The sequence below is a fragment of the Bradyrhizobium sp. 159 genome, assembly GCF_023073795.1.
Classification (GTDB): domain Bacteria; phylum Pseudomonadota; class Alphaproteobacteria; order Rhizobiales; family Xanthobacteraceae; genus Bradyrhizobium.
In genome coordinates this window covers 366992-386994 of the sequence record NZ_JADPKE010000114.1, presented here as the reverse complement: position 1 = coordinate 386994, position 20003 = coordinate 366992, and the positions used below count along the sequence as shown (strand labels likewise).

Annotated in this window: 18 protein-coding genes; 8 read left to right on the top strand and 10 right to left on the bottom strand. The window is 64.7% G+C overall.

Annotated features, from left to right (window positions below; translation table 11 throughout):
- Positions 1–29 precede the first annotated feature (29 nt).
- Together hutC and IVA96_RS35020 are read right to left on the bottom strand one after the other, a co-directional pair.
- Entirely contained in the window at positions 30–758 is a 729-nt protein-coding gene (hutC, locus tag IVA96_RS35025; RefSeq protein WP_247280463.1) for a histidine utilization repressor, read from the bottom strand.
- Entirely contained in the window at positions 755–2113 is a 1359-nt protein-coding gene (locus tag IVA96_RS35020) for a formimidoylglutamate deiminase (RefSeq protein WP_247280464.1), read from the bottom strand. Before IVA96_RS35020 ends, hutC begins: the two co-directional genes overlap by 4 nt.
- An 82-nt stretch (positions 2114–2195) precedes the next feature.
- Here IVA96_RS35020 and hutI point away from each other — a divergent pair, with 82 nt between their 5' ends.
- From hutI to hutU, 3 genes are read left to right on the top strand one after another with little or no spacing between them, the layout of a single operon-like run.
- Positions 2196–3410: an imidazolonepropionase gene (gene hutI / locus IVA96_RS35015; RefSeq protein ID WP_247280465.1), complete on the top strand. Its 1215-nt coding sequence runs from the start codon at positions 2196–2198 to the stop codon at positions 3408–3410.
- Positions 3407–4966: a histidine ammonia-lyase gene (gene hutH / locus IVA96_RS35010; protein ID WP_247422292.1), complete on the top strand. Its 1560-nt coding sequence runs from the start codon at positions 3407–3409 to the stop codon at positions 4964–4966. The genes hutI and hutH overlap by 4 nt, the downstream gene beginning before the upstream one ends.
- Positions 4967–4975: 9 nt before the next feature.
- Positions 4976–6643 (top strand): urocanate hydratase, encoded by a 1668-nt coding sequence (gene hutU, locus IVA96_RS35005; protein WP_247280467.1) that lies wholly within the window; start codon positions 4976–4978, stop codon positions 6641–6643.
- Positions 6644–6743: 100 nt separating this feature from the next.
- On the opposite strand, the gene blaBJP is transcribed toward hutU, so the two are convergent.
- The 4 genes from blaBJP to IVA96_RS34985 form a co-directional block, all read right to left on the bottom strand.
- Positions 6744–7628 carry a BJP family subclass B3 metallo-beta-lactamase gene (gene blaBJP / locus IVA96_RS35000; RefSeq protein ID WP_247280468.1) on the bottom strand — a complete coding sequence of 295 codons (885 nt, stop codon included), beginning with the start codon at positions 7626–7628 and terminating at the stop codon, positions 6744–6746.
- Positions 7629–7799: 171 nt separating this feature from the next.
- Entirely contained in the window at positions 7800–8075 is a 276-nt protein-coding gene (locus IVA96_RS34995) for a Plug domain-containing protein (RefSeq protein ID WP_247280469.1), read from the bottom strand.
- 61 nt (positions 8076–8136) lie between these two features.
- The gene (locus tag IVA96_RS34990) at positions 8137–8985 is read right to left on the bottom strand and encodes a hypothetical protein (protein ID WP_346347928.1); all 849 of its coding nucleotides are present in this window, start codon (positions 8983–8985) and stop codon (positions 8137–8139) included.
- 607 nt (positions 8986–9592) lie between these two features.
- A complete protein-coding gene (locus IVA96_RS34985; protein WP_247280471.1) occupies positions 9593–9889 on the bottom strand; it encodes a hypothetical protein in 297 nt (98 codons plus the stop codon).
- Between the two features lie 172 nt (positions 9890–10061).
- On the opposite strand from IVA96_RS34985, the gene IVA96_RS34980 reads away from it, so the two are divergent.
- Positions 10062–10871, top strand: a complete 810-nt coding sequence (locus IVA96_RS34980) for a substrate-binding domain-containing protein (RefSeq protein WP_247280472.1) — start codon at positions 10062–10064, stop codon at positions 10869–10871.
- On the opposite strand, the gene IVA96_RS34975 is transcribed toward IVA96_RS34980, so the two are convergent.
- Positions 10845–11543 carry an ABC transporter permease gene (locus IVA96_RS34975; RefSeq protein WP_247280473.1) on the bottom strand — a complete coding sequence of 233 codons (699 nt, stop codon included), beginning with the start codon at positions 11541–11543 and terminating at the stop codon, positions 10845–10847. The genes IVA96_RS34980 and IVA96_RS34975 overlap by 27 nt on opposite strands.
- Positions 11544–11971: 428 nt before the next feature.
- On the opposite strand from IVA96_RS34975, the gene IVA96_RS34970 reads away from it, so the two are divergent.
- From IVA96_RS34970 to IVA96_RS34955, 4 genes are all read left to right on the top strand, one after another.
- Positions 11972–12823 (top strand): 3-hydroxybutyryl-CoA dehydrogenase, encoded by an 852-nt coding sequence (locus IVA96_RS34970; RefSeq protein WP_247280474.1) that lies wholly within the window; start codon positions 11972–11974, stop codon positions 12821–12823.
- A gap of 137 nt (positions 12824–12960) precedes the next feature.
- A complete protein-coding gene (locus IVA96_RS34965) occupies positions 12961–13425 on the top strand; it encodes a group III truncated hemoglobin (RefSeq protein ID WP_247280627.1) in 465 nt (154 codons plus the stop codon).
- 235 nt (positions 13426–13660) lie between these two features.
- Positions 13661–14314 carry a Rieske (2Fe-2S) protein gene (locus IVA96_RS34960; RefSeq protein WP_247422290.1) on the top strand — a complete coding sequence of 218 codons (654 nt, stop codon included), beginning with the start codon at positions 13661–13663 and terminating at the stop codon, positions 14312–14314.
- 116 nt (positions 14315–14430) lie between these two features.
- A complete protein-coding gene (locus IVA96_RS34955) occupies positions 14431–16158 on the top strand; it encodes a methanol/ethanol family PQQ-dependent dehydrogenase (protein WP_247280476.1) in 1728 nt (575 codons plus the stop codon).
- 260 nt (positions 16159–16418) lie between these two features.
- Here the strand turns inward: IVA96_RS34955 and IVA96_RS34950 are convergent, their stop codons facing one another.
- Genes IVA96_RS34950 through IVA96_RS34940 form a run of 3 tightly spaced genes read right to left on the bottom strand, consistent with a single transcriptional unit; the run spans position 16419 to position 19497 of the window.
- Positions 16419–16676, bottom strand: coding sequence for a hypothetical protein (locus IVA96_RS34950; RefSeq protein ID WP_247280477.1), 258 nt, complete (start codon positions 16674–16676; stop codon positions 16419–16421).
- Between the two features lie 54 nt (positions 16677–16730).
- Positions 16731–19043, bottom strand: coding sequence for a molybdopterin cofactor-binding domain-containing protein (locus IVA96_RS34945; RefSeq protein WP_247280478.1), 2313 nt, complete (start codon positions 19041–19043; stop codon positions 16731–16733).
- Between the two features lies 1 nt (position 19044).
- Positions 19045–19497 carry a (2Fe-2S)-binding protein gene (locus tag IVA96_RS34940; protein WP_247280479.1) on the bottom strand — a complete coding sequence of 151 codons (453 nt, stop codon included), beginning with the start codon at positions 19495–19497 and terminating at the stop codon, positions 19045–19047.
- Between the last annotated feature and the right edge of the window lie 506 nt (positions 19498–20003).

Here is a 20003-nt window from a genome sequence, read left to right as displayed (position 1 = left end):
ATTGCACGAATTGTGCCGCCATTATTCTCTCAGCCTCCCTTGAATCGTGCGACAAGGCGGTGAGAGTCACCGGGATAGAGCAGGCGCACCGCGGTGATCGTGCGCGCGCTGCGCCAGGTATAGCGGTCGATCACGAGGCAGGGCGCGCCGACCGCGATGTCAAGTGCCTTCGCCGCGCGATGATCCGCAACAATGGCGCTGATGGTATGCTCGGCCTCGGTCCACGGGACATGGTGGAGTAGCCACGAGCCTGGCGGCTCGCGCGAGAAATCCGCGGTCGCAGCGTTCGGCACGGACGCAAGGTCGATCAGCCTGTCCTCGACGGCGAACGGCACGTTGTCGGCGCTATGCCGGCAGGCGATCGCGACCACCTTGCCGGACTTCTTGACGCCGAGGCGGGCGCGGTCAGCGGCGGTCGCTGTGCGCAGCTTGCGGCCGATCAGCTCGTAGCCGTAGCTGCGGCCGAGCGAGATGATCTCGGCACGGATGTCGGCGATCTTGAGCACGGCAGACTGATGCTGCGGCCGGCGCACGAAGGAGCCGGCGCGCCGCCGCCGTTCGATCAGGTCGGCTTGCGCCAGCTCCGACAGCGCCTTGTTCACCGTCATGCGCGAGCAGCCGTAGCGCGCGACCAGCTCGTGCTCGAAGGGGATGCGATGCCCGGGGGGCCATTCGCCGGTCAAGATGCACTTTTCGATATCGGCGCGGATTCGCTTGTAGAGCGTCGGCTTGTCGGCCGCATCGGTTGCGAGGCTCATGCGACGAGCCTCCGGACGGAGGCGTTGAAGCGCTCGCGGGCGGCTTGGCGCAGCTTGTGCCGGCCGCCCTCAACCACTTTGTCGCCGCCGGCCCAAACGCAATCGATTGCGCCGCTGCCGGCCGCAAAGATCCAGGCGTCGATGATGGCGTCGCGTGCGCGTCCCGCCAGAGATGGATGTGCCGTGTCGAGCGTGACGATGTCAGCGCGCGCTCCCGGCGCAAGGCCGACGGTCGTCTGCGCCAGCGCTTGTGCACCGCCCGCAAGCGCATGGTCGAACAGCGTGCGTCCGGTCGAGCGCCCGGCGCCGCTGGAGAGCACGTTACGCTGGCGATGCTTGAGGCGCTGGCCATATTCGAGCTGGCGTAACTCGTCGGCGACGCCGATCAGCACGTTGGAATCGGTGCCCACACCGAACGCGCCGCCGGCATCGAGGAATTCGCGTGCCGGAAAGATGCCGTCGCCGAGGCTTGCTTCGGTGATCGGACAGAGACCCGCGACCGCGCCGGTCTTGGCGAATGCGATGACTTCCTCATTCGTCGTGTGGGTGGCGTGGATGAGGCACCAGCTTTGATCGACCGGCGCGTGCTCCAGCAACCATTGCACAGGTCGCCGTCCCGACCATGCCAGGCAATCCTCGACTTCCTTCACCTGCTCGGCGGCGTGAATGTGCACCGGCCCGCCATCGGCAAGCGGAATGATCGACTTGAGCTCGTCAGGCGTCACCGCGCGCAGACTATGCGGCGCGATGCCGATATTGGCGCCCGGCAACCCGCTGATCGCCTTGCGCGAGGCGGCCATAAGGGCGGCGAACTGATCGACCGAGCAAATGAAGCGGCGTTGGCCTGCATGCGGCGGTGCGCCTCCAAATGAGCCGTGCGCATAAAAGCTCGGCAGCAGCGTCAGCGCAATGCCCGACGTTTCGGCAGCCTGTACGATGCGCGTGGCCACCTCGCCGACGTCGGCGTAGGGCGAGCCATCGCGATCATGATGCAGATAGTGGAATTCGCCGACGCGGGTGAAACCCTGCTCCAGCATCTCGATATAGAGCAGCGTTGCAACCGCCACGACGTCGTCCGGCGTCATCGCCAGCGCGAAGCGATACATCGTCTCGCGCCAGGTCCAGAAGGTGTCGGTGCTATCGCCGCGCAGCTCGGCGAGACCCGCCATGCCGCGCTGGAACGCGTGGCTGTGCAGGCTCGCCAATCCCGGAAGCGCGATTGCGTGGCGCTCGTCGCCGGCTACCGGGGCCACGCCCGGCGTCACCGCCGCGATCGCGCCGGCGGTGACGACCACCTGCACGTCATTGGCCCAGCCCGAGGGCAGGAGCGCGGAGGCGAAATGCAGTCGGGTCATGATTACACGCCGGCTGGACAGAACCGCCCCACGATTATATGTCTAGACATATAAGTCAAGCATCGCACGAAGGGGCCGTTGCATGGCAGAGCGCTTCGACCGGATCTGGCACAATGCCCGGCTCGCCACGATGCGGGCTGACCGTCCTGATCTTGGCGAGATCGAGCGGGGCGTCATCGCCACGCGCGGCGGCCGTATCGTCTATGCGGGCGCGCAGACCGATTTTCCGGCGGATGCCGATGCGGTGGAAAAGATCGATTGCGCGGGACGCTGGATCACGCCCGGTCTCATCGATTGCCACACCCATCTGGTCTATGGGGGCAACCGCGCGCACGAGTTCGAGCTGCGCCTGAAGGGTGCGAGCTACGAGGAGATCGCCCGCGCCGGCGGCGGCATCGTCTCGACGGTGGCTGCGACGCGGCAGGCGAGCGAGGTCGAGCTCGTCGCAGGCGCGCTGCCGCGGCTCGACGCCTTGATCGCCGAGGGCGCAACCACGGTCGAGATCAAGTCCGGCTATGGTCTCGATACCGAGACCGAGATGCGTCAGCTTGCCGCCGCGCGCAGCCTCTCTGGTCGGCGGCCGATTGCGATCCGCACCTCCTTCCTCGGCGCGCATGCACTGCCGCCGGAGGCGGAGGGCAACAAGGATCGTTACATCGATCTCGTGTGCCATGAGATGCTGCCCGTGATCGCAAAGGCGGGCCTTGCCGATGCCGTCGATGCCTTCATGGAAGGCATCGCGTTCTCCGCCGGGCAGACCGCGCGGGTGTTCGAGACAGCGAGGGGACTTGGACTGCCGGTCAAGCTCCATGCCGACCAGCTCTCGAATCTCGGAGGTGCTGCGCTTGCCGCGAAATTCTCCGCGCTCTCGGCCGATCATCTCGAGCACACCGATGAAGCCGGCGCCGTCGCGATGGCCAAGGCCGGAACGGTAGCGGTGCTGCTGCCCGGCGCCTTCTACTTCATCCGCGAGACGCAAAAGCCGCCGGTCGAGACGTTTCGCAAGCTTGGCGTCCACATGGCGCTGGCGACCGACTGCAATCCCGGCAGCTCACCGCTGACCTCGCTGCTGCTCGCGATGAACATGGGGGCGACTCTGTTCGGGATGACAGTGGCCGAATGCCTTGCCGGCGTGACGCGCGAGGGGGCGCGGGCGCTGGGCGTGCTGGATGAGAGCGGTACGTTAGAGGCCGGCAAATGGTGCGACCTCGCGATCTGGGACAGCGAGCGGCCGGCCGAGCTTGTCTACCGGATCGGCTTCAATCCGCTGCACGGGCGGGTATGGAGGGGGCAGTGACGGAGCGAGACACAGCGATCGCCGTCAGACCGGGGACGGTCAGTCTCGACGATCTCGGGCGTGTGCTCGATGGTGCGCCCGTCGTGCTCGATCCCTCGTTTTGGGCGCGCGTCGAAGCAGCGGCGGAGATCGTCGCAAGAGCCGCGCGCGCGGATGTCCCCGTCTACGGCATCAACACCGGCTTCGGGAAGCTTGCGTCGAAGCGCATTCCGCCGGATCAGACCGCGCTGCTCCAGCGCAACCTGATCGTCTCGCATTGCTGCGGCGTCGGCCCGGCGACACCCGAATCGATCGTGCGGCTGATGATGGCGCTGAAGATCGTCTCGCTCGGCCGCGGCGCCTCGGGCGTCCGCCGCGAGCTGATCGAGCAGCTGCAGGACATGTTGGCGCTGGGTGTCTATCCGCTGGTGCCGCAGCAGGGCTCCGTGGGCGCATCCGGCGATCTTGCACCACTTGCGCATATGACGGCCGTGATGATCGGCGAAGGGCAGGCGATCGTTGACGGGAAAATTGTATCTGGCGCCGAAGCGCTAAAGTCCGCCGGACTCGCGCCGCTGACGCTGGGGCCTAAGGAAGGGCTCGCGCTGATCAACGGGACGCAGTTCTCGACCGCCTACGCCATCTCGGGCGTGCTGCGCGCATTCCGCCTCGCTCGCGCCGCGCTCGTCACGGGGGCGCTGTCCGTCGATGCGGCGATGGCCTCGACCGCGCCGTTCCGCCCGGAAATCCAGGCGCTGCGCGGCCACGCCGGGCAGATCGCCGCGGCGGCGACGCTGACGGCGCTGCTCGACGGCAGCGACATCCGCCTGTCGCATCTCGAAGGTGACGAGCGCGTGCAGGATCCCTATTGCCTGCGGTGTCAGCCGCAGGTCGCGGGCGCAGTGCTCGACCTGATCACGCAGGCGGCGCGCACGCTGGTCATCGAGGCCAACGCCGTCACCGATAATCCGCTGGTACTGGTCGAGACGCGCGAGATCGTCTCCGGCGGAAATTTTCACGCCGAGCCGGTGGCCTTTGCCGCCGATGCGATTGCGCTCGCGCTGTCGGAGATCGGCGCGATCAGCGAGCGGCGCATCGCGACGCTGGTCGATCCTGCACTCAATTTCGGCCTGCCGCCGTTCCTGACGCCCGACCCCGGCATCAATTCCGGCTTCATGATCGCCGAGGTCACGGCGGCCGCGCTCTATGCCGAAAACAAGCAGCGGGCGCTCGCCTGCTCGATCGACTCGACCCCGACCAGTGCCAACCAGGAGGACCATGTCTCGATGGCCGCGCATGCCGCGCGGCGCCTGTCCGACATGGCCGACAATCTGGCCGCCATTCTCGGCATCGAGCTTCTGGTCGCCGCCCAAGGCATCACGCTTCGTGCGCCGCATGCGACCAGCGCGCCGCTCACTGCCGTCATTGCCGCGCTTCGTGAGCAAGTGCCCGCACTCGGTGCCGACCGCTACATGGCCGGCGATCTCGCCAAGGCAGCTGCACTGATCGAGGCCGACGCATTGCCGGCCATCGCGATTACCGCACTTCCATCCGATCCGTTTCCGAGACTTGATTAAGAGGTCCGCATGAACCGCCGACTGGACAATGACCGCACCATCCGCGCGCCCCGCGGCAGCGACATCAGCGCCAAGAGCTGGCTGACGGAAGCGCCCTTGCGCATGCTGATGAACAATCTCGATCCCGATGTGGCGGAGCGGCCGAGCGAGCTCGTCGTCTATGGCGGCATTGGCAGGGCCGCGCGCGACTGGGAGAGTTTTGATCGGATCACGGCAGCCTTGCGCAAGCTTGAAAACGACCAGACCTTGCTAATCCAGTCCGGAAAACCGGTCGGTGTCTTCCGTACCCATGCCGACGCACCGCGCGTGCTGATCGCGAACTCCAATATCGTGCCGCACTGGGCGACGCTCGATCATTTTAACGAGCTCGATCGGAAGGGCTTGATGATGTACGGCCAGATGACCGCGGGCTCCTGGATTTATATCGGCAGCCAGGGCATCGTGCAGGGCACCTACGAAACCTTTGTCGAGGTCGGCCGTCGCCACTATGGCGGCAGCCTCGCCGGCAAATGGATTCTCACCGCCGGCCTTGGCGGCATGGGCGGCGCGCAGCCGCTGGCCGCAACCATGGCCGGCGCCTCGATGCTCGCGGTCGAATGTCAGCCGAGCCGCATCGACATGCGGCTGCGCACCGGCTATCTCGATCGGCAGGCCGCAACGCTCGACGAAGCGCTTGCGATCATCGAAGAGGCGGGAAAGACCAAGAAGGCGGTCTCGGTCGGCCTGCTCGGTAATGCCGCCGAGATCTTCCCGGAGCTGGTGCGCCGCGGTGTCAAGCCCGACATCGTCACCGACCAGACCAGCGCGCACGACCCCGTCAATGGATACTTGCCGAAAGGCTGGACGCTGGCAGAGTGGGAGGCGAAGCGCGCGTCCGATCCCAAGTCGGTCGAGCGTGCCTCGAAGACGTCGATGGTCGAGCACGTCAAGGCCATGCTGGATTTCCACGCACAGGGCATTCCGACGCTCGACTACGGCAACAACATCCGCCAGATGGCGCAGGACATGGGCCTGAAGAATGCCTTCGATTTCCCGGGCTTCGTTCCCGCCTATATCCGTCCCCTGTTCTGCCGCGGCGTCGGGCCGTTCCGCTGGGCCGCACTCTCGGGCGATCCCGAGGACATCTTCAAGACGGATGCCAAGGTCAAGGCGCTGATGCCTGACGACAAGCATCTGCACAATTGGCTTGACATGGCCAAGGCGCGCATCAAGTTCCAGGGCCTGCCGGCGCGGATCTGCTGGGTCGGCCTTGGCGATCGCCATCGTCTGGGCCTTGCCTTCAACGAGATGGTGGCGCGCGGGGAATTGAAAGCGCCGATCGTGATCGGCCGCGATCACCTCGACAGCGGCTCGGTGGCAAGCCCGAACCGCGAAACCGAGGCGATGAAGGACGGGTCGGACGCGGTGTCGGATTGGCCCTTGCTCAACGCGCTGCTCAATTGCGCCAGCGGTGCGACCTGGGTCTCGTTGCATCACGGCGGCGGCGTCGGCATCGGCTATTCGCAACATGCCGGCATGGTGATCGTGGCCGACGGCACGCCGGAAGCCGCGAAGCGGATCGAGCGCGTGCTCTGGAACGATCCCGCCAGCGGCGTGATGCGCCATGCCGATGCAGGCTATGAGACCGCGATCGAGTGCGCCCACGCCAACGGCCTCGATCTGCCGAGCCTGGCCTAGCTGCGGTCAGATCGCGACCTTGGCTGCGGCTCCGTCGCGGCGCAGTCTCTGCTTCGCCGATCGCTGTGCAGGATGAGGCAACGGCAATGCTAGACGGCCGCTATTTCTTCTCCAGTGCCGCGGTCTGTTTGGCCAGCTGCTTGTCGAAATCCTCGGAAAGGCCGGTGATGTAGGTCGCCAGCTCCCCCGGCCTGACGAACGGGTTCGGCGCACCGTCCTTCATCTGCGCGCGCTTGGCCTGCATGCCGTAGACCTCCGGATGCGGCCCGAGCAGCACGTCGATCTTCATCGCCTTGGCCTTGGCGAATGTCGCGCGATAATCATCGACGATCCCGGGATAAGTCGGTTGACCGACCAGCCTGTTCAGCGCGACCGTCCCGCTACAGAAGAACAGCACCTCGCGGTCCTCCTTGCCGTCCTTGACACTCATCTCCCAGCTCGTGCAGCCCGGCGAATGGCCGGACGTTGCATGCGCCGTCAGCGTGACGTCGCCCAGTGTGACCTTGTCGCCTTCCTTCACCGTGCGGTCAACCTTCACCGCGGGGAAGGCGAGGTCCTGGTTCTTCTCGTCGCCGGGATAGTAGCCGCCTTCGAGCAGCGGCTTGTCGCGCTCACCGGCCACGAGCTGCGCGCCGGTTTCCTTCTTGATCTCGGCAAAACCCCCGGTGTGGTCGAGATGCGCATGCGTGTTGAGGATGTATTTGATGTCTGAAACCTTGAAGCCGAGTTTGGCGATGTTGTCCTTGATCATGCCGGTTGACTGGGGCATCGCCGTGTCCATCAGGATCAGGCCCTGCGGGGTCTTGATGACGTAGACGGCGATGCCTTCGGTCCCGACATAGTAGATGTTGCCGATGAGCTGAAACGGCTCGAATGGCGCTGTCCACTTCTGCATGACCGCGGCCAGGAAATCCTTGATGGTCTGCGCCTGCGCGTCAGTTGCGAACAATGCCAGCGCGCACAGCGCGGCCGCGAGCCTCTTCATAGTCTGCCTCCCATTAGTGTTCTTGTCGTCTTGATCGAGCGCGGAAATCGTGTGGCTCGACCGGTGCGCAAGTTACGTCGTGACCGGTGTCGCGGGCAACTGCTTCGTGTCTGGAAAGTTTGATGTGCCGCGCGGCAACAGCGCCAGGCCGGCCGAAAGCTACACAAGAGCCTAGCGCCCGATCGTCACGCCGGCGGTCGCGCGCATGGCGCCCCGGAGGCTCGTCGCGTTCATGTCGTCGAGGACCTGCCGCGTCAGCACGGTGGTCTGGCCGGGCGTGTTGAGGATCGTCTCGCTGCGCGAGGACGAGAGCCGATCGGCCTTGTAGGGTGTGGCTGGACCGGCGGCGGGAGCAGCGGTATGACGCGGCCATTTCCCGGCCGCGAGAGCGGGCTGCGAGATGCAGAAGGCGGCGAGCAGGACCACAGACAATGACCTTGCGCGCATATGCGATCTCCCATGTCGGGACATCAACCTAGCACATCGCCGGCGGCCGCAGAAGAAAGGATCAGGCGAGAGCGGCCTGGCGCTCCCGCACCGGCTCGCGGGCCCGATCGTGTTTCCCAGGCTCTGCGAGCCGGGTGAAGCTGCGCTGGCTCGCATGCGCAGGCGCCTCGACGATGACGCCCTCGCAGACGATTTGTCCGCCGAGCACCTTGAATTCCAGCTTGTCGTAGCGCGGCATCGTCTCGCCGGTCGCGGGTGGCAGCAGTCCGACACTGCCCTGGATGTTGAGCGTGGCATCGCCGGTGCCGTGCAGGCGCGGATTCCACATCCTGATCCCGGTCTCGGCCCAGCGCTGCCGGATCAGCGCGGCACGATCGGTGGGCTCTGCGGGTCTAGCGCGAACTTTCCGTGCGCTGCGAATCTCCGGAGAAGCAGACACGACAGCGGGAGCCGGCTCGATATTCGTGATGGCGCCGAGCGAATAGGCAGAGGGAACCTCCGTAGCGACGGCTGTGGCGAGCGGCGGATCGTTTGCGGCGGCCGGCGCGATCTCGACGCTGCCATGTGGGGCGCTGTCGGAGCTGGTTTCAGGCACGTCCGCAGCAACGCTGATGGTATCGACGACAACGGCGGCAATTTGATCGGCGACGGCCGCGGAAGCGCTGGGCGAGGATTTGTCGCTGGTGAGAGGGGTCTCGACCTCGGCAGACGAAAGCGAAACCTTCGCTGCGACGACGGGTTCAACCGCGGCCGGGACTTCAGAGCACGACTCGCTGACGATGACGAGATCAGGAACCAAAACCGGATCGTGCTCCACGTCGGCCGATGAAGCAGAAGCGTCCTCGACGGCCGGGAATGTCGAGACCGCCTCGGCTCCTGTCAGCGTCTCCGGAGATGAAGCGTCTTCCACACCGATTCCGGTCGACGGGCTCTCCGCATCGACAGAGACAGCCGTCTCATTCTGGGCTACCGGAGCCGTGACCGCGAGGTCAGAATTGTCATGCAAAGGCTCCGCGCTGACCGCGCTGACGTCGGTGACGCGAGCCGGAGCGCCTTCCGCAATGTCGATGATGGCGGCTGGGCTATCTGCGGTCCCCGGTGCAACGTCAACGCTGCCGCTGTGCGGCGGGGGCCGAAGCCGGGTGAACGCCCAATTCACCGCAGGGATGCGGCGCAGCAACGATATCAGTCTCGAAAGCACTGGAGTTGTCCAAGAGGTACCCGGCGTGAGGCTATCGCTGATTCGCCAGCAATGTAAAAAACTGCCCCGGCCCTCGCACCGATGTCAATCGAGGCGGGACCAATTGCAGAACATCGGCGCACCAGCACAGGAGGCGGAAACCGCCAGTGCCTTTCTTTGTAATTGTGATCTCAAAGCTCGCGCTATTGCTGATTTCACTGAACAGCGCGAGCAGTCATTGGCATAGCTGTAGCAATCGGCACCAGCCGGGGCGCGGCGTAGCAGTGAACTCCCGGGGAATCTTCAGGCTAGGCGAAGTTGCAACGTCCTCTCTTGGCTATCGCCCGGAGCCGGAGCCTGCACCGCCGCCGGAGCCAGCGCCGCCACCGGCCTGGCTGCCCATGTTATTCGTATTGGTGCCACCTGCGGATGGCTGTTGTGTGCCCTTGCTGTCGGTGGCCTCGTTCTGCATGTTCGACGAACGGCCCGTCGTCATGCCCTTGGTCGCAGGCCCCCGCGACGAGGGACCGACGTCGCCCTGGCCGGATGCGCCTGGAGCGGGTTGTGTCTGCGCGAATGCGCCCCCGGTCGCCAGCGCCATGACGCACGCGGATGTCAAAATGATCTTCTTCATCGCAGTCTCCTTGCCTTTCACCTCGAAGACAACATGCCGGTGCTGACGACGTTCCTGGACGATGGCTTGTTGGCGTCCGCCTCGGATCAATTCGCGTTGCACCCAAATTTTACGGTTCCCGTCTCGTCAGTTCGTGGCTATTCAGGAACCCCGTTGCTTGTTGAGGATACGTATGAGGAAGATCGCCGCCATCGGAGCGCTTCTGCTCTGGTCCACCATCGCATCCGCGCAGGATCGCACCATCACCGTGGCCTCGACGACGTCGACGGAACAGTCGGGGCTGTTCGGCTATTTGCTGCCACTGTTCTCGAAGGCTTCCGGGATCGACGTGAAGGTCGTTGCCGTCGGCACCGGCCAGGCGCTGGACATCGGGCGGCGCGGCGACGCCGATGTGGTGTTCGTTCATGACAGGGTTGCCGAAGACAAGTTCATGTCCGAGGGGCAGGGCGTGAAGCGCTTCGACGTCATGTACAACGACTTCGTCATCGTCGGTCCCAAGAGCGATCCGGCGCAGATCGCCGGCAGCAAGGACGTCACTGATGCACTGCGCAAGATCGCGGCGGCGAAGGCGCCGTTCATCTCGCGCGGTGACAAGTCCGGCACGCACGCGGCCGAGCTGAGGCTATGGAAGGAGGCAGGCGTCGATCTCAGTGCGGCCAAGGACGGCTGGTATCGGGAGATCGGCCAAGGCATGGGACCGGCGCTGAACATGGCGTCGTCGTCGAATGCCTACCTTGTGTCGGACCGCGGCACCTGGCTCTCGTTCAAGAACCGGGGTGAGCTCGCCATCCTGACCGAGGGCGACAAGCGGCTATTCAACCAGTATGGCGTCATGCTGGTGAATCCGGCCTTGCATCCAAACGTCAAGGTGAAGGATGGGCAGGCCTTCATCGACTGGCTCATCTCATCGAAGGGGCAGGACGCGATCGCAGGCTACAAGGTGGGCGGCGAGCAGCTATTTTTCCCCAACGCGTCCCACTAGCAGGAACGCAATGGTCGACACGGCGACGCTGAGCGCAAGCAGGATCAGTCCGAGCCCCAGTGCCAGCGGCAGGTCGCCCTTGCTGGTCTCCAGCGCGATCGCCGTTGTCATCGTGCGGGTGAAGCCCCGGATATTGCCGCCGACGATGATGATGGCGCCGACTTCCGCGATGGCGCGGCCGAAGGCCGCGAGAAAGGCGGTGAGTAGCGAGGTCCGTCCCAGCGCGAACAGGAGTGCCATGCTGCGCAGGGCCGACAGTCCGTCGATCCGCGCCAGATCGCCATACTCCGCCCACAGCAGGCTGGCCGGCCGGTGCACCAGTGCCACCACGATCGGCGTCGCGAGCAGCGTCTGCGCAATCACCATGGCAGTTGGCGTGAACAGCAAGCCGGCGGCCCCAAGCGGGCCGGACCGCGACAGCAGGAGGTAGAGCGCGAGCCCGACCACGACCGGCGGAAGACCGAGCAGGGCATTGGTCAGAATGATGATGACCTGACGTCCGCGGAAGCGTGTGATCGCAAGCAGGGCCCCGAATGGGGCACCGATCAGCAACGCGACGATGCTGGCGGTCAGGCTGACACGAACCGACAAGGCGACGATGCCGAGCAGTTCGGCGTCGATTTCGCCGATCAGCGTGAAGGCGGCAGCGATGGATTGCGCGAAATCGTTCATCCGGCCGGACGCTGTTGCGCCGGCCTGGTGCCGCTGATCCCGATCACGTCCATCGCGAACCCCTTCGTCCTCAGCAGCCTGCCTTCGGCCCGCGTCGGCGGCGGGCCGGGTCCTCCACGCACATGCTCGGATGGCAATCGCACGCTGCACTTGCCACAATCAAGAGGTCGCAATCCAGGGGTGGGGGTAAGCTCTGGATAAATATGCCTTCACTAAACCCGTCAGGGCCGCAGGGCGCGGAATCCGGCACTTCGGGCAGGAAAAGCCCAAACCCCCGGCGGCCGTGGACGGCTTTATTCCGCCCGTGGATGCTGTAAGGAGGGGTAGAGTCGGGTCGCACACGCCGCTCGGCAGTGCTAGACCCTCGTGCAGGAACAGATCGGGCCGGAGCGATGCTGGTAGGCCCCAAGCATGAAGGACACAACGCAATGATCCAAACCGTTGGCATCATCGGGGCAGGGACCATGGGGAACGGCATCGCGCAGGTCTGCGCGGCGGCCGGGCTCTCGGTCGTGATGGTCGATATTTCTGATGCTGCGGTGAACCGCGGACTTTCGACCGTCGGCGGCAGCCTTGAGCGGCTGGTCAAGAAGGAGAAGATGTCGGCGGCCGATCGCGAGGCGACGCTCAAGCGCATCACCGGCACCACGGACCGGTCGAAGCTGTCGGATTGCGACCTCGTCATCGAGGCGGCGACCGAGAACGAGGAGCTCAAGGTCAAGATCCTGAAGGATCTCTGCGCGACGCTGTCGTCGCGCACGCTGGTCGCGACCAACACCTCCTCGATCTCGATCACCAAGCTCGCCGCGGCGACCGACCGCCCCGACCGATTCATCGGCATGCACTTCTTCAACCCGGTGCCGGTGATGGCCCTGCTGGAGCTGATCCGGGGCTTGCAGACCTCCGACGACACCCACGCCAAGGCGCTCGATTTCGCCAAGCGCGTCGGCAAGGTGGCGATCACGGCGAAGAACAGCCCGGGCTTCGCCGTCAACCGCATCCTCTGTCCGATGATCAACGAGGCGATCTTCGCGCTTCAGGAAGGGATCGCGACGGCGGAAGAGATCGACGCTGGCATGAAGCTTGGCTGCAACCATCCGATCGGGCCGCTCGCGCTGGCCGATCTCGTCGGCCTCGACACCATGCTTTCGGTGATGGAGGTCTTTTACAAAGGCTTCAACGACCCTAAATATCGGCCAGCCCCGCTGCTGAAAGAGATGGTCGATGCCGGTCATCTCGGCCGCAAGACCGGGCAGGGATTCTACACCTATAGCGCCTGATGAAGGCATCAGCGGCGGACCTTCAGCGTCCGCCGCCGGATCCCGCAATTTGCGCTGCGACAAAGACGCCGCGCGCAATTGGCCCGACAATGTCGAACGGGCGGCTCGCGGGCACAACGGCACGGATAACGAAGGACATGTCGGATCGACTGAAGGCCGAGCGCGACGCGGCGGCTGCGCGGCGGAACCTGCTGACCGAGGATGCGATCGAGCGCACCGGGATCACCGAGGAGATGATCGGGGAACTCGTCACCCGTTTCTATGGACGGGTGCGCGAGGACGCACTGCTCGGTCCGGTTTTTGCGATCGTCCAGAACTGGGACGAGCATCTCGCCAAGCTCACCGATTTCTGGTCATCGGTCGTTCTGATGAGCGGCCGCTATCGTGGTTCGCCGATGCGGGCGCATCTGCCGCTGAGCCTGAGTGGCGACCACTTCGACCGTTGGCTCGACCTGTTCGAACAGACTGCGCGCGAGATCTGCCCGCCGGCGGCGGCCGCGCTCTTCATAGACAAGGCACGGCGCATCGCCGACAGTTTCGAAATGGCGTCGGCGACGGTCGCAGGGCGTATCGCATCGCCCCGCCACGTGCTCCGGTCCTAGAGCGATCTGCTCCGCGTTTGCGCTCCGCAACGAAGAGCGCAGCGCACCAATGCCAGCATCATCGGTCTGATCTGCAAAATCATCATACAGATCGCGCGGTGTGACGTTGAAATCGCGAAAATCCCTTTGAATGGGCTGATGATCGCGCAATCAAAGCGAGCAAAGCCATATTGATGCACTGCGGTGCCAATTCTTCGCCTTGTTTTTGGCTGAGTTCCAGCGCCTGCTAGTAAACATGTCGCGCGCACCGTCCACCGCCTGTTCCTCACCCTCCGAACCCATTGCGGAACCTAAAGCCGACGCGGGCATCGAGCAAACGCGGCGAACGCTGCTGCTTGGCGCGCTCGCGACCACCGCGTGTCTCGGCTGTTCCCGAGCGGCGCGCGCAGGTGAAGATCCACCTGGTTCGGACGAGCGGCCCCAGAAGGGCGATGTGCTCGTTTTCTCCGAAGGCGACAAGGAGGGAAAACTCATTACTGCGGCCGATGTGCCGGCCGGCGGGCCTCCGGTCCATGCCTGGCCGAAGGATCCCAACACGTCGGTGGTGCGGAGCGCCTCGCGCCTCAACGAAATCCTGATCATCAAACTCGATCCCGCCGAGCTCGACGAGAAGACTCGTGCGCGTGCCGTCGACGGCATCATCGCCTATTCGGCGATCTGCTCGCATGCGGGCTGTCCCGTCACCGCCTGGGTGAAGAGCGATGCCGGCGACAAGGAGGTGTTCAAGTGCATGTGTCACAACTCCGAATTCGATCCCCGCGAGGGCGCGCAGGTCGTGTTCGGACCGGCGCCGCGACGGCTTGCGGCGCTGCCGCTGGCGCTCGTTGACGGTTCGCTCAGCGTCGCCGGCAATTTCATCGGAAAGGTAGGAGGCGCGCAGCCGGGATGACGGACAGTGCGGGCCGTGCCCGCGTCAGGAGAGGCCGCATCCGCCGATGGGCGGACGACGGGACGAACGACAAGAATTCACAACAAGAATTCAAATGGCTGAAAAGGGGAACGTCCATGACCAGGAAGCAATGGTTACTGTCCGGATTCGTCGCCTTCACGTGTCTTGCCTCGACCGCCGCTGTATCAGGCCCGATCGAGAATTATTCTCCGGTCACCGCGCAACGGCTGGAAAATCCTGAACCCGGCAACTGGATGCTCTACCGGCGCACCTATGACGGGCACGGCTACAGTCCGCTCGACCAGATCAACGCCTCGAATGTGAAAAACCTCACGCCGGTCTGGACCTTCGCTACGGGCGTGGTCGAAGGCCACGAGGCGCCGCCGATCGTCAACAACGGCGTGATGTTCGTGGCGACCCCGATGGGCCAGGTGATCGCGCTGAACGCGAAGACCGGCGACGAATACTGGCGCTACAAGCGGCAACTCCCCGACGATTTGTTCCAGCTGCATCCGACCAGCCGCGGCGTCGGCCTATGGGAGGACAAGCTCTATCTCGCTACCACCGACGACCACGTCGTCGCGCTCGACGCCAAGACCGGCAAGGTGGTGTGGGACACCAAGGTGCAGGATTACAAGAAGGGCCAGTACATGACCCTGATGCCGCTGATCGTCGAAGGCAAGGTCATCGTCGGCGGCTCCGGCGGCGAGTTCGGTGTGCGCGGCTATGTCGCCGCCTACGATGCCAAGGACGGCAAGGAGCTGTGGCGGACCTACACCATTCCCGGGGAAGGCGAGCCTGGTCACGACACTTGGCAGGGGGACGACTGGAAAAACGGCGGCGGCTCGGCCTGGATGACCGGCAATTACGACAAGGAGACCAAGACGATCTACTGGGGTGTGGGCAATGCCGCGCCATGGCCTGGCGAAACCCATCCCGGCGACAATCTCTACACCTCCTCGGTGCTCGCGCTCGATCCCAACACCGGCAAGATCAAGACCTATCACCAGTACCACCAGAATGATTCCTGGGATTGGGACGAGGTCGAGGCGCCAATGCTGATCGACCTGCAGCGTGATGGCCGCAACATCAAGAGCCTGGTCCATCCGGGACGCGACGCGATCTTCTGGGTGCTCGAGCGCACGCCGACCAAGATCAACTACGTCGCCGGCTGGCCGTTCGTCTCCACCGATGTCTGGAAGGGCATCGAACCGGAGAGCGGCAAGCCGATCGTAGATCCCGCGCACAAGCCGGTGATCGGCAAGCGCGTGGAGTTCTGCCCCTCACTGTGGGGCGGCAAGGATTGGCCGTCGGCGGCCTATAGCCAGAAGACTGGCCTCGTCTACGTGCCTGCCAACGAGAATTTCTGCGGCGGCTTCACCGGCGAGAAGGTCGCGCTGAAGCCTGGCGAGCTCTGGCTCGGCACCAAGCCGGAGGATATCGGCCTCAAGACGAAGCCCGGCGCGGATCATTTCGGCGAGCTCCAGGCCTGGGATCCTGCGACGGGCAAGAAGGTGTGGCAGCACAACTTCCCGAAGTCGCAGCTGTTCGGCTCGGTGACGGCGACCGCAGGCGATCTCGTCTTCGTCGGCGGCACCAACGACCGTAACTTCCGCGCCTTCCACGCCAAGACCGGCGAATTGTTGTGGGAGCAGAAGACCAACTCCGGCATCATGGGCATGCCGGTCTCCTATGAGATCGACGGCACACAGTACATCGCGATCCAGTCCGGATGGGGTGTGGACGCTCAGCGCATCCAGGATGCGCTTGCGACCAATAACATCGGAATCGAAGCCAACGTGCCGCAGGGCGGCGTGATCTGGGTGTTCGCGCTCAAGAAATAGCTCCGCGGGCGGATCGAAAAAGCGGAGGCAGCAGGGGGGTGGCGAATGCGGCGGACGGCAACGTCCGCCGCATTTTTGTATCTTCCTTCTCCCCTTGTGGGAGAAGGTGGCGCGCGCATTGCGCGCGCCGGCATGAGGGGTTCTATTCACGCGCACTCATCGCGAGATTGGCGTGGAGACAAACCCCTCACCCAAGCGAGATCGTGATGGCCAGCGTCGCTGCCCTCCGCAAGGGGTCCATGCGCAGCCGTCAGATAAGACTACTTCCCCTCGCGCTCGACCTTGTCCTTCTCCTTCTGGTTCATCTCCCGAACCTTCGGATCAGGATTGTGTTGCCCGGTGGTCTGGGTGGTCGAGGCGGGCGGGGCGTTGGCGTTGGGAAGCGAGTTCTGGTCCGGCGTGGTGGGGCGCGTCGCTGTTGTCGGCGGGCTGGTGCTGCTCTGGGCGAATGCGCCGGCGCTCGTCAAAAGAAAGGCGCCCGACAGCGAGACTGCGAGCGCCTTTGAGATATTGGTCATCGATCTGCTCCTGTCAGATCGATGGCAACGGTGTGAGCCGTATTGCGTTCCCCGCTAGGCCTCCAATTGCTTGCCGATCGGAAGCGAGCGGATACGTTTTCCCGTCGCGGCGAAAATCGCATTGATCAGCGCCGGCGCGAACGGCGGAACGCCGGGTTCGCCGACGCCGCTGGGCGGCGTGTCGGGTCCGGGCGGCACGATGTGGACGTTTGTCACTGCGGGAGCTTCGTCGATCCTGACGAGTTGGAAGTCGTCAAAGTTCTTCTGCTGGACCTTGCCGTCCTTGAAGGTGATCTCGCCATATTTGGCAAGGCTCAGCCCCATGATCGCTGCGCCCTCGATCTGCGAGGCGATGCGCTCGGGGTTGACATAGGTGCCACAATCAATCGCCGTGTCCACCCTTGGCACCGTCAGTTTGCCCTTGTCGTCGACCGCGACCTCGACGATCGTCGCGATGTAGCTGACGAAGCTGCGGTGCGCGGCGATGCCCAGGCCGTGGCCCTTCGGGACCTGACGGCCCCATTCGCCCTTCTCGGCGACCAGCTCGACCACCTTGCGCAGGCGCGCGGTGTCGATCGGGTAGCTGTCCTGAGGCTCGCCGTAGTTCCAAAGGTCTTTCACCTCGGGCTTGACGATGCGCGGGCTGCCAATCAGCGCGAGCAGGGTCTCCTTCTGGTCGCGGCCGGTCGCCTGCGCGATCTCGCCGACCATCGATTGCACCGCGAAGGCACGCGGGATGTTCGAGACCGAGCGGAACCAGCCGATGCGGGTATGCGCGGCCGCCTCCGGGTTTTCGCAGGAGATGTTGGCGATCTCGAATGGCATGTCGACTAGGCCCATGCCGATTTCGAACGGCGCCTGGTGCACGGTGCCGGCGGCAAAGGTCGAGGCGATGCTGGGTGCCACGCTGCGGTGGCGCCAGGCGATCACCTTGCCGCTCTTGTCGAGGCCGGCCTCGATCCGCTCGACCGAGACGGTGTGCAGGAAGCCGTTATGGATGTCATCCTCGCGCGTCCACTGCACCTTGACCGGTGCACCGAGCTCCTTGGAGAGCAGCGCGGCCTCGAGCGCAAAGTCGCATTTCGATTTGCGTCCGAACCCGCCGCCGAGCAGCGTGACATTGACCGTCACGTTCTGCTCGGGAATGTCGAGCGTCTTGGCGACGTCCTCGCGGGTGCCGCCGGGGCTCTGCACCGGCGCCCAGATCTCCGCCTTGTCGCCCTTGACGTCGGCGACCGCCACCGGCGGCTCCATGGCGACATGAGCGAGATGGGGGATGTAGTACTCGCCGACAATGACCTTGTCAGCGCTCTTCAAGGCGGCGTCCGCATCGCCCTCCTTGCGCAGGACGAGGCCGGGCTTGCGCGACGCCTCCTCGAGCTCCTTGCGGTAGGCGACGGAGTCGTATTTGCCGTTGGGACCGTCGTCCCACACGAGCTTGAGCGCGTCGCGGCCCTTGATCGCGGCGCCGGTGTTGCGCGCGATCACGGCGACGCCGCCGAGCGGCTGGAACTTCGACGGCCACGGCCAGCCGCGCACCTGCATCACCTTTTCGACGCCGGGGACCTTCAGCGCCGCGTCGGGATCGAACGAGACCAGCTTGCCGCCGGTCACCGGCGGGCGGGCGATCACAGCATATTTCATGCCGGGCAGCCGCACGTCGGCACCATAAACTGCCTTGCCGGTGGTGATGTCGTGGAGATCGACGATGCCGATCTGACCCTTGCCGAGATAGCGGAAATCCTTGGGGTCCTTCAGCTTGAGACCTTCGATGCTCGGCACCGACTCCTTGGCGGCATCGGCGGCGAGCTCCCCGAAGCCGAGCTTGCGGCCGCTGGCGCTGTGGACGATCTCGTGATTGACGGCCTTCACCTCGGTTGCCGGTACGCCCCAGCGCTTCGCCGCGGCCTGCTCCAGCATGGTGCGAGCGGAGGCGCCGATCTGACGCATCGGGACCAAATAATGCCGCGTGCTGCGCGAGCCGTCGGTGTCCTGGTTGCCGTACTTGACCTCGTCGCCATGAGCCTGCTGCACCTTGACCCTGGTCCAATCGGCTTCCATCTCCTCGGCCACGATCAACGGGAGGCTGGTGCGCACGCCAGTGCCCATTTCCGCACGGTGCCCGACGATGGTGACGATGCCGTCCGGCGCGACCGAAACGAACACGCGCGGATCGACCACGACGCCATGCGGCATCTTTCCGGCACCGGTTTCATAGGCGAAGGCCTGGCGCGACATCACGGGGGCGGCAAGCACGAAGCCGCCGGTGACGCCGAGGCCCTTCAGAATGCTGCGGCGCGAGACCTTCTCGACCCTGACGTGCTTTTCGAAGCCGCGAAGCTTGCGGGAATTGTCGATGAAATTCATGTCACACTCCCGTCGATGCGAGATGGACGGCGTTCTCGATGCGCTGGTAGCAGCCGCAGCGGCAGATGTTGCCGGACATCGCCTCGCGGATCTGGTCGTGCGAGGGCTTTGGGTTGTCCATCAACAGTGCCGCGGCCTGCATAATCTGGCCGGCCTGGCAGAAGCCGCATTGGGGCACGTTGAGCTGGCGCCAGGCCTTCTGCACCGGGTGATCGCCGTTGGTGTGCAGTCCCTCGATCGTCGTGACCTCGCGTCCGGCGACGTCGTTGACCGACGTGATGCAGGCGCGGACGGCCTCCTTGTCGACGATGACGGTGCACGCGCCGCATAGGGCCTGGCCGCAGCCGTATTTGGTGCCGGTCAGTCCGGCTTCGTCACGCAGGAACCAGAGTAGCGGGAGATCCGGGTCGCCGTCCCAGCTCTGTTCCTGGCCGTTGATCTTCACCTTGATCATGATCGTCCCTCGCTCTTCATAAGCATGTTCAATTCAAAACCCATTGACGCCGCCGGAGCGCAATGCCGGTTGCGTCGTGCCGCCGCATCCCGGCCCGTCATCCCGCACGGGCAGATCCCAGCGGGCGGCAGGAATACGAATCGCAATGTCCGGATGTGCTCGATACCTCCCGTTTTGTTCTTAATTGATTGCATTTCGCGCGGCATCGTGACGACGCGATCGTAGCAGAGGTCGCGCCGGCCCGGCGTTCACAGCCGAGTGTTCTCACCGGGAAAAGATTGCATCGATGGTTTGTCAAAAGCAGGGCGCGGCTTGATGCCGCGCGCTCGAACGCGGCGCAACCAAAAAAAGCTTCGTCCGCCAGAAGACTGTACGGACGAAGCAGGGTGCCTCAGTCGAGGGAGGGAGAAACGCAAGTACCGCGAACTTCAAACAGGAAGCCGGCGGCCCTGCGCAGTCATTCAGAGACCAGGACTGAGGAGCTGATGGCCCTCACATACGCGTGG

Excerpts from the sequence above, each read along its gene's own strand:
- hutC (WP_247280463.1), bottom strand. The coding sequence starts at position 758 with ATGAGCCTCGCAACCGATGCGGCCGACAAGCCGACGCTCTACAAGCGA.
- IVA96_RS35020 (WP_247280464.1), bottom strand. The coding sequence starts at position 2,113 with ATGACCCGACTGCATTTCGCCTCCGCGCTCCTGCCCTCGGGCTGGGCC.
- hutI (WP_247280465.1), top strand. The coding sequence starts at position 2,196 with ATGGCAGAGCGCTTCGACCGGATCTGGCACAATGCCCGGCTCGCCACG.
- hutU (WP_247280467.1), top strand. The coding sequence starts at position 4,976 with ATGAACCGCCGACTGGACAATGACCGCACCATCCGCGCGCCCCGCGGC.
- blaBJP (WP_247280468.1), bottom strand. The coding sequence starts at position 7,628 with ATGAAGAGGCTCGCGGCCGCGCTGTGCGCGCTGGCATTGTTCGCAACT.
- IVA96_RS34995 (WP_247280469.1), bottom strand. The coding sequence starts at position 8,075 with ATGCGCGCAAGGTCATTGTCTGTGGTCCTGCTCGCCGCCTTCTGCATC.
- IVA96_RS34985 (WP_247280471.1), bottom strand. The coding sequence starts at position 9,889 with ATGAAGAAGATCATTTTGACATCCGCGTGCGTCATGGCGCTGGCGACC.
- IVA96_RS34980 (WP_247280472.1), top strand. The coding sequence starts at position 10,062 with ATGAGGAAGATCGCCGCCATCGGAGCGCTTCTGCTCTGGTCCACCATC.
- IVA96_RS34975 (WP_247280473.1), bottom strand. The coding sequence starts at position 11,543 with ATGAACGATTTCGCGCAATCCATCGCTGCCGCCTTCACGCTGATCGGC.
- IVA96_RS34970 (WP_247280474.1), top strand. The coding sequence starts at position 11,972 with ATGATCCAAACCGTTGGCATCATCGGGGCAGGGACCATGGGGAACGGC.
- IVA96_RS34965 (WP_247280627.1), top strand. The coding sequence starts at position 12,961 with ATGTCGGATCGACTGAAGGCCGAGCGCGACGCGGCGGCTGCGCGGCGG.
- IVA96_RS34960 (WP_247422290.1), top strand. The coding sequence starts at position 13,661 with ATGTCGCGCGCACCGTCCACCGCCTGTTCCTCACCCTCCGAACCCATT.
- IVA96_RS34955 (WP_247280476.1), top strand. The coding sequence starts at position 14,431 with ATGACCAGGAAGCAATGGTTACTGTCCGGATTCGTCGCCTTCACGTGT.
- IVA96_RS34950 (WP_247280477.1), bottom strand. The coding sequence starts at position 16,676 with ATGACCAATATCTCAAAGGCGCTCGCAGTCTCGCTGTCGGGCGCCTTT.
- IVA96_RS34945 (WP_247280478.1), bottom strand. The coding sequence starts at position 19,043 with ATGAATTTCATCGACAATTCCCGCAAGCTTCGCGGCTTCGAAAAGCAC.
- IVA96_RS34940 (WP_247280479.1), bottom strand. The coding sequence starts at position 19,497 with ATGATCAAGGTGAAGATCAACGGCCAGGAACAGAGCTGGGACGGCGAC.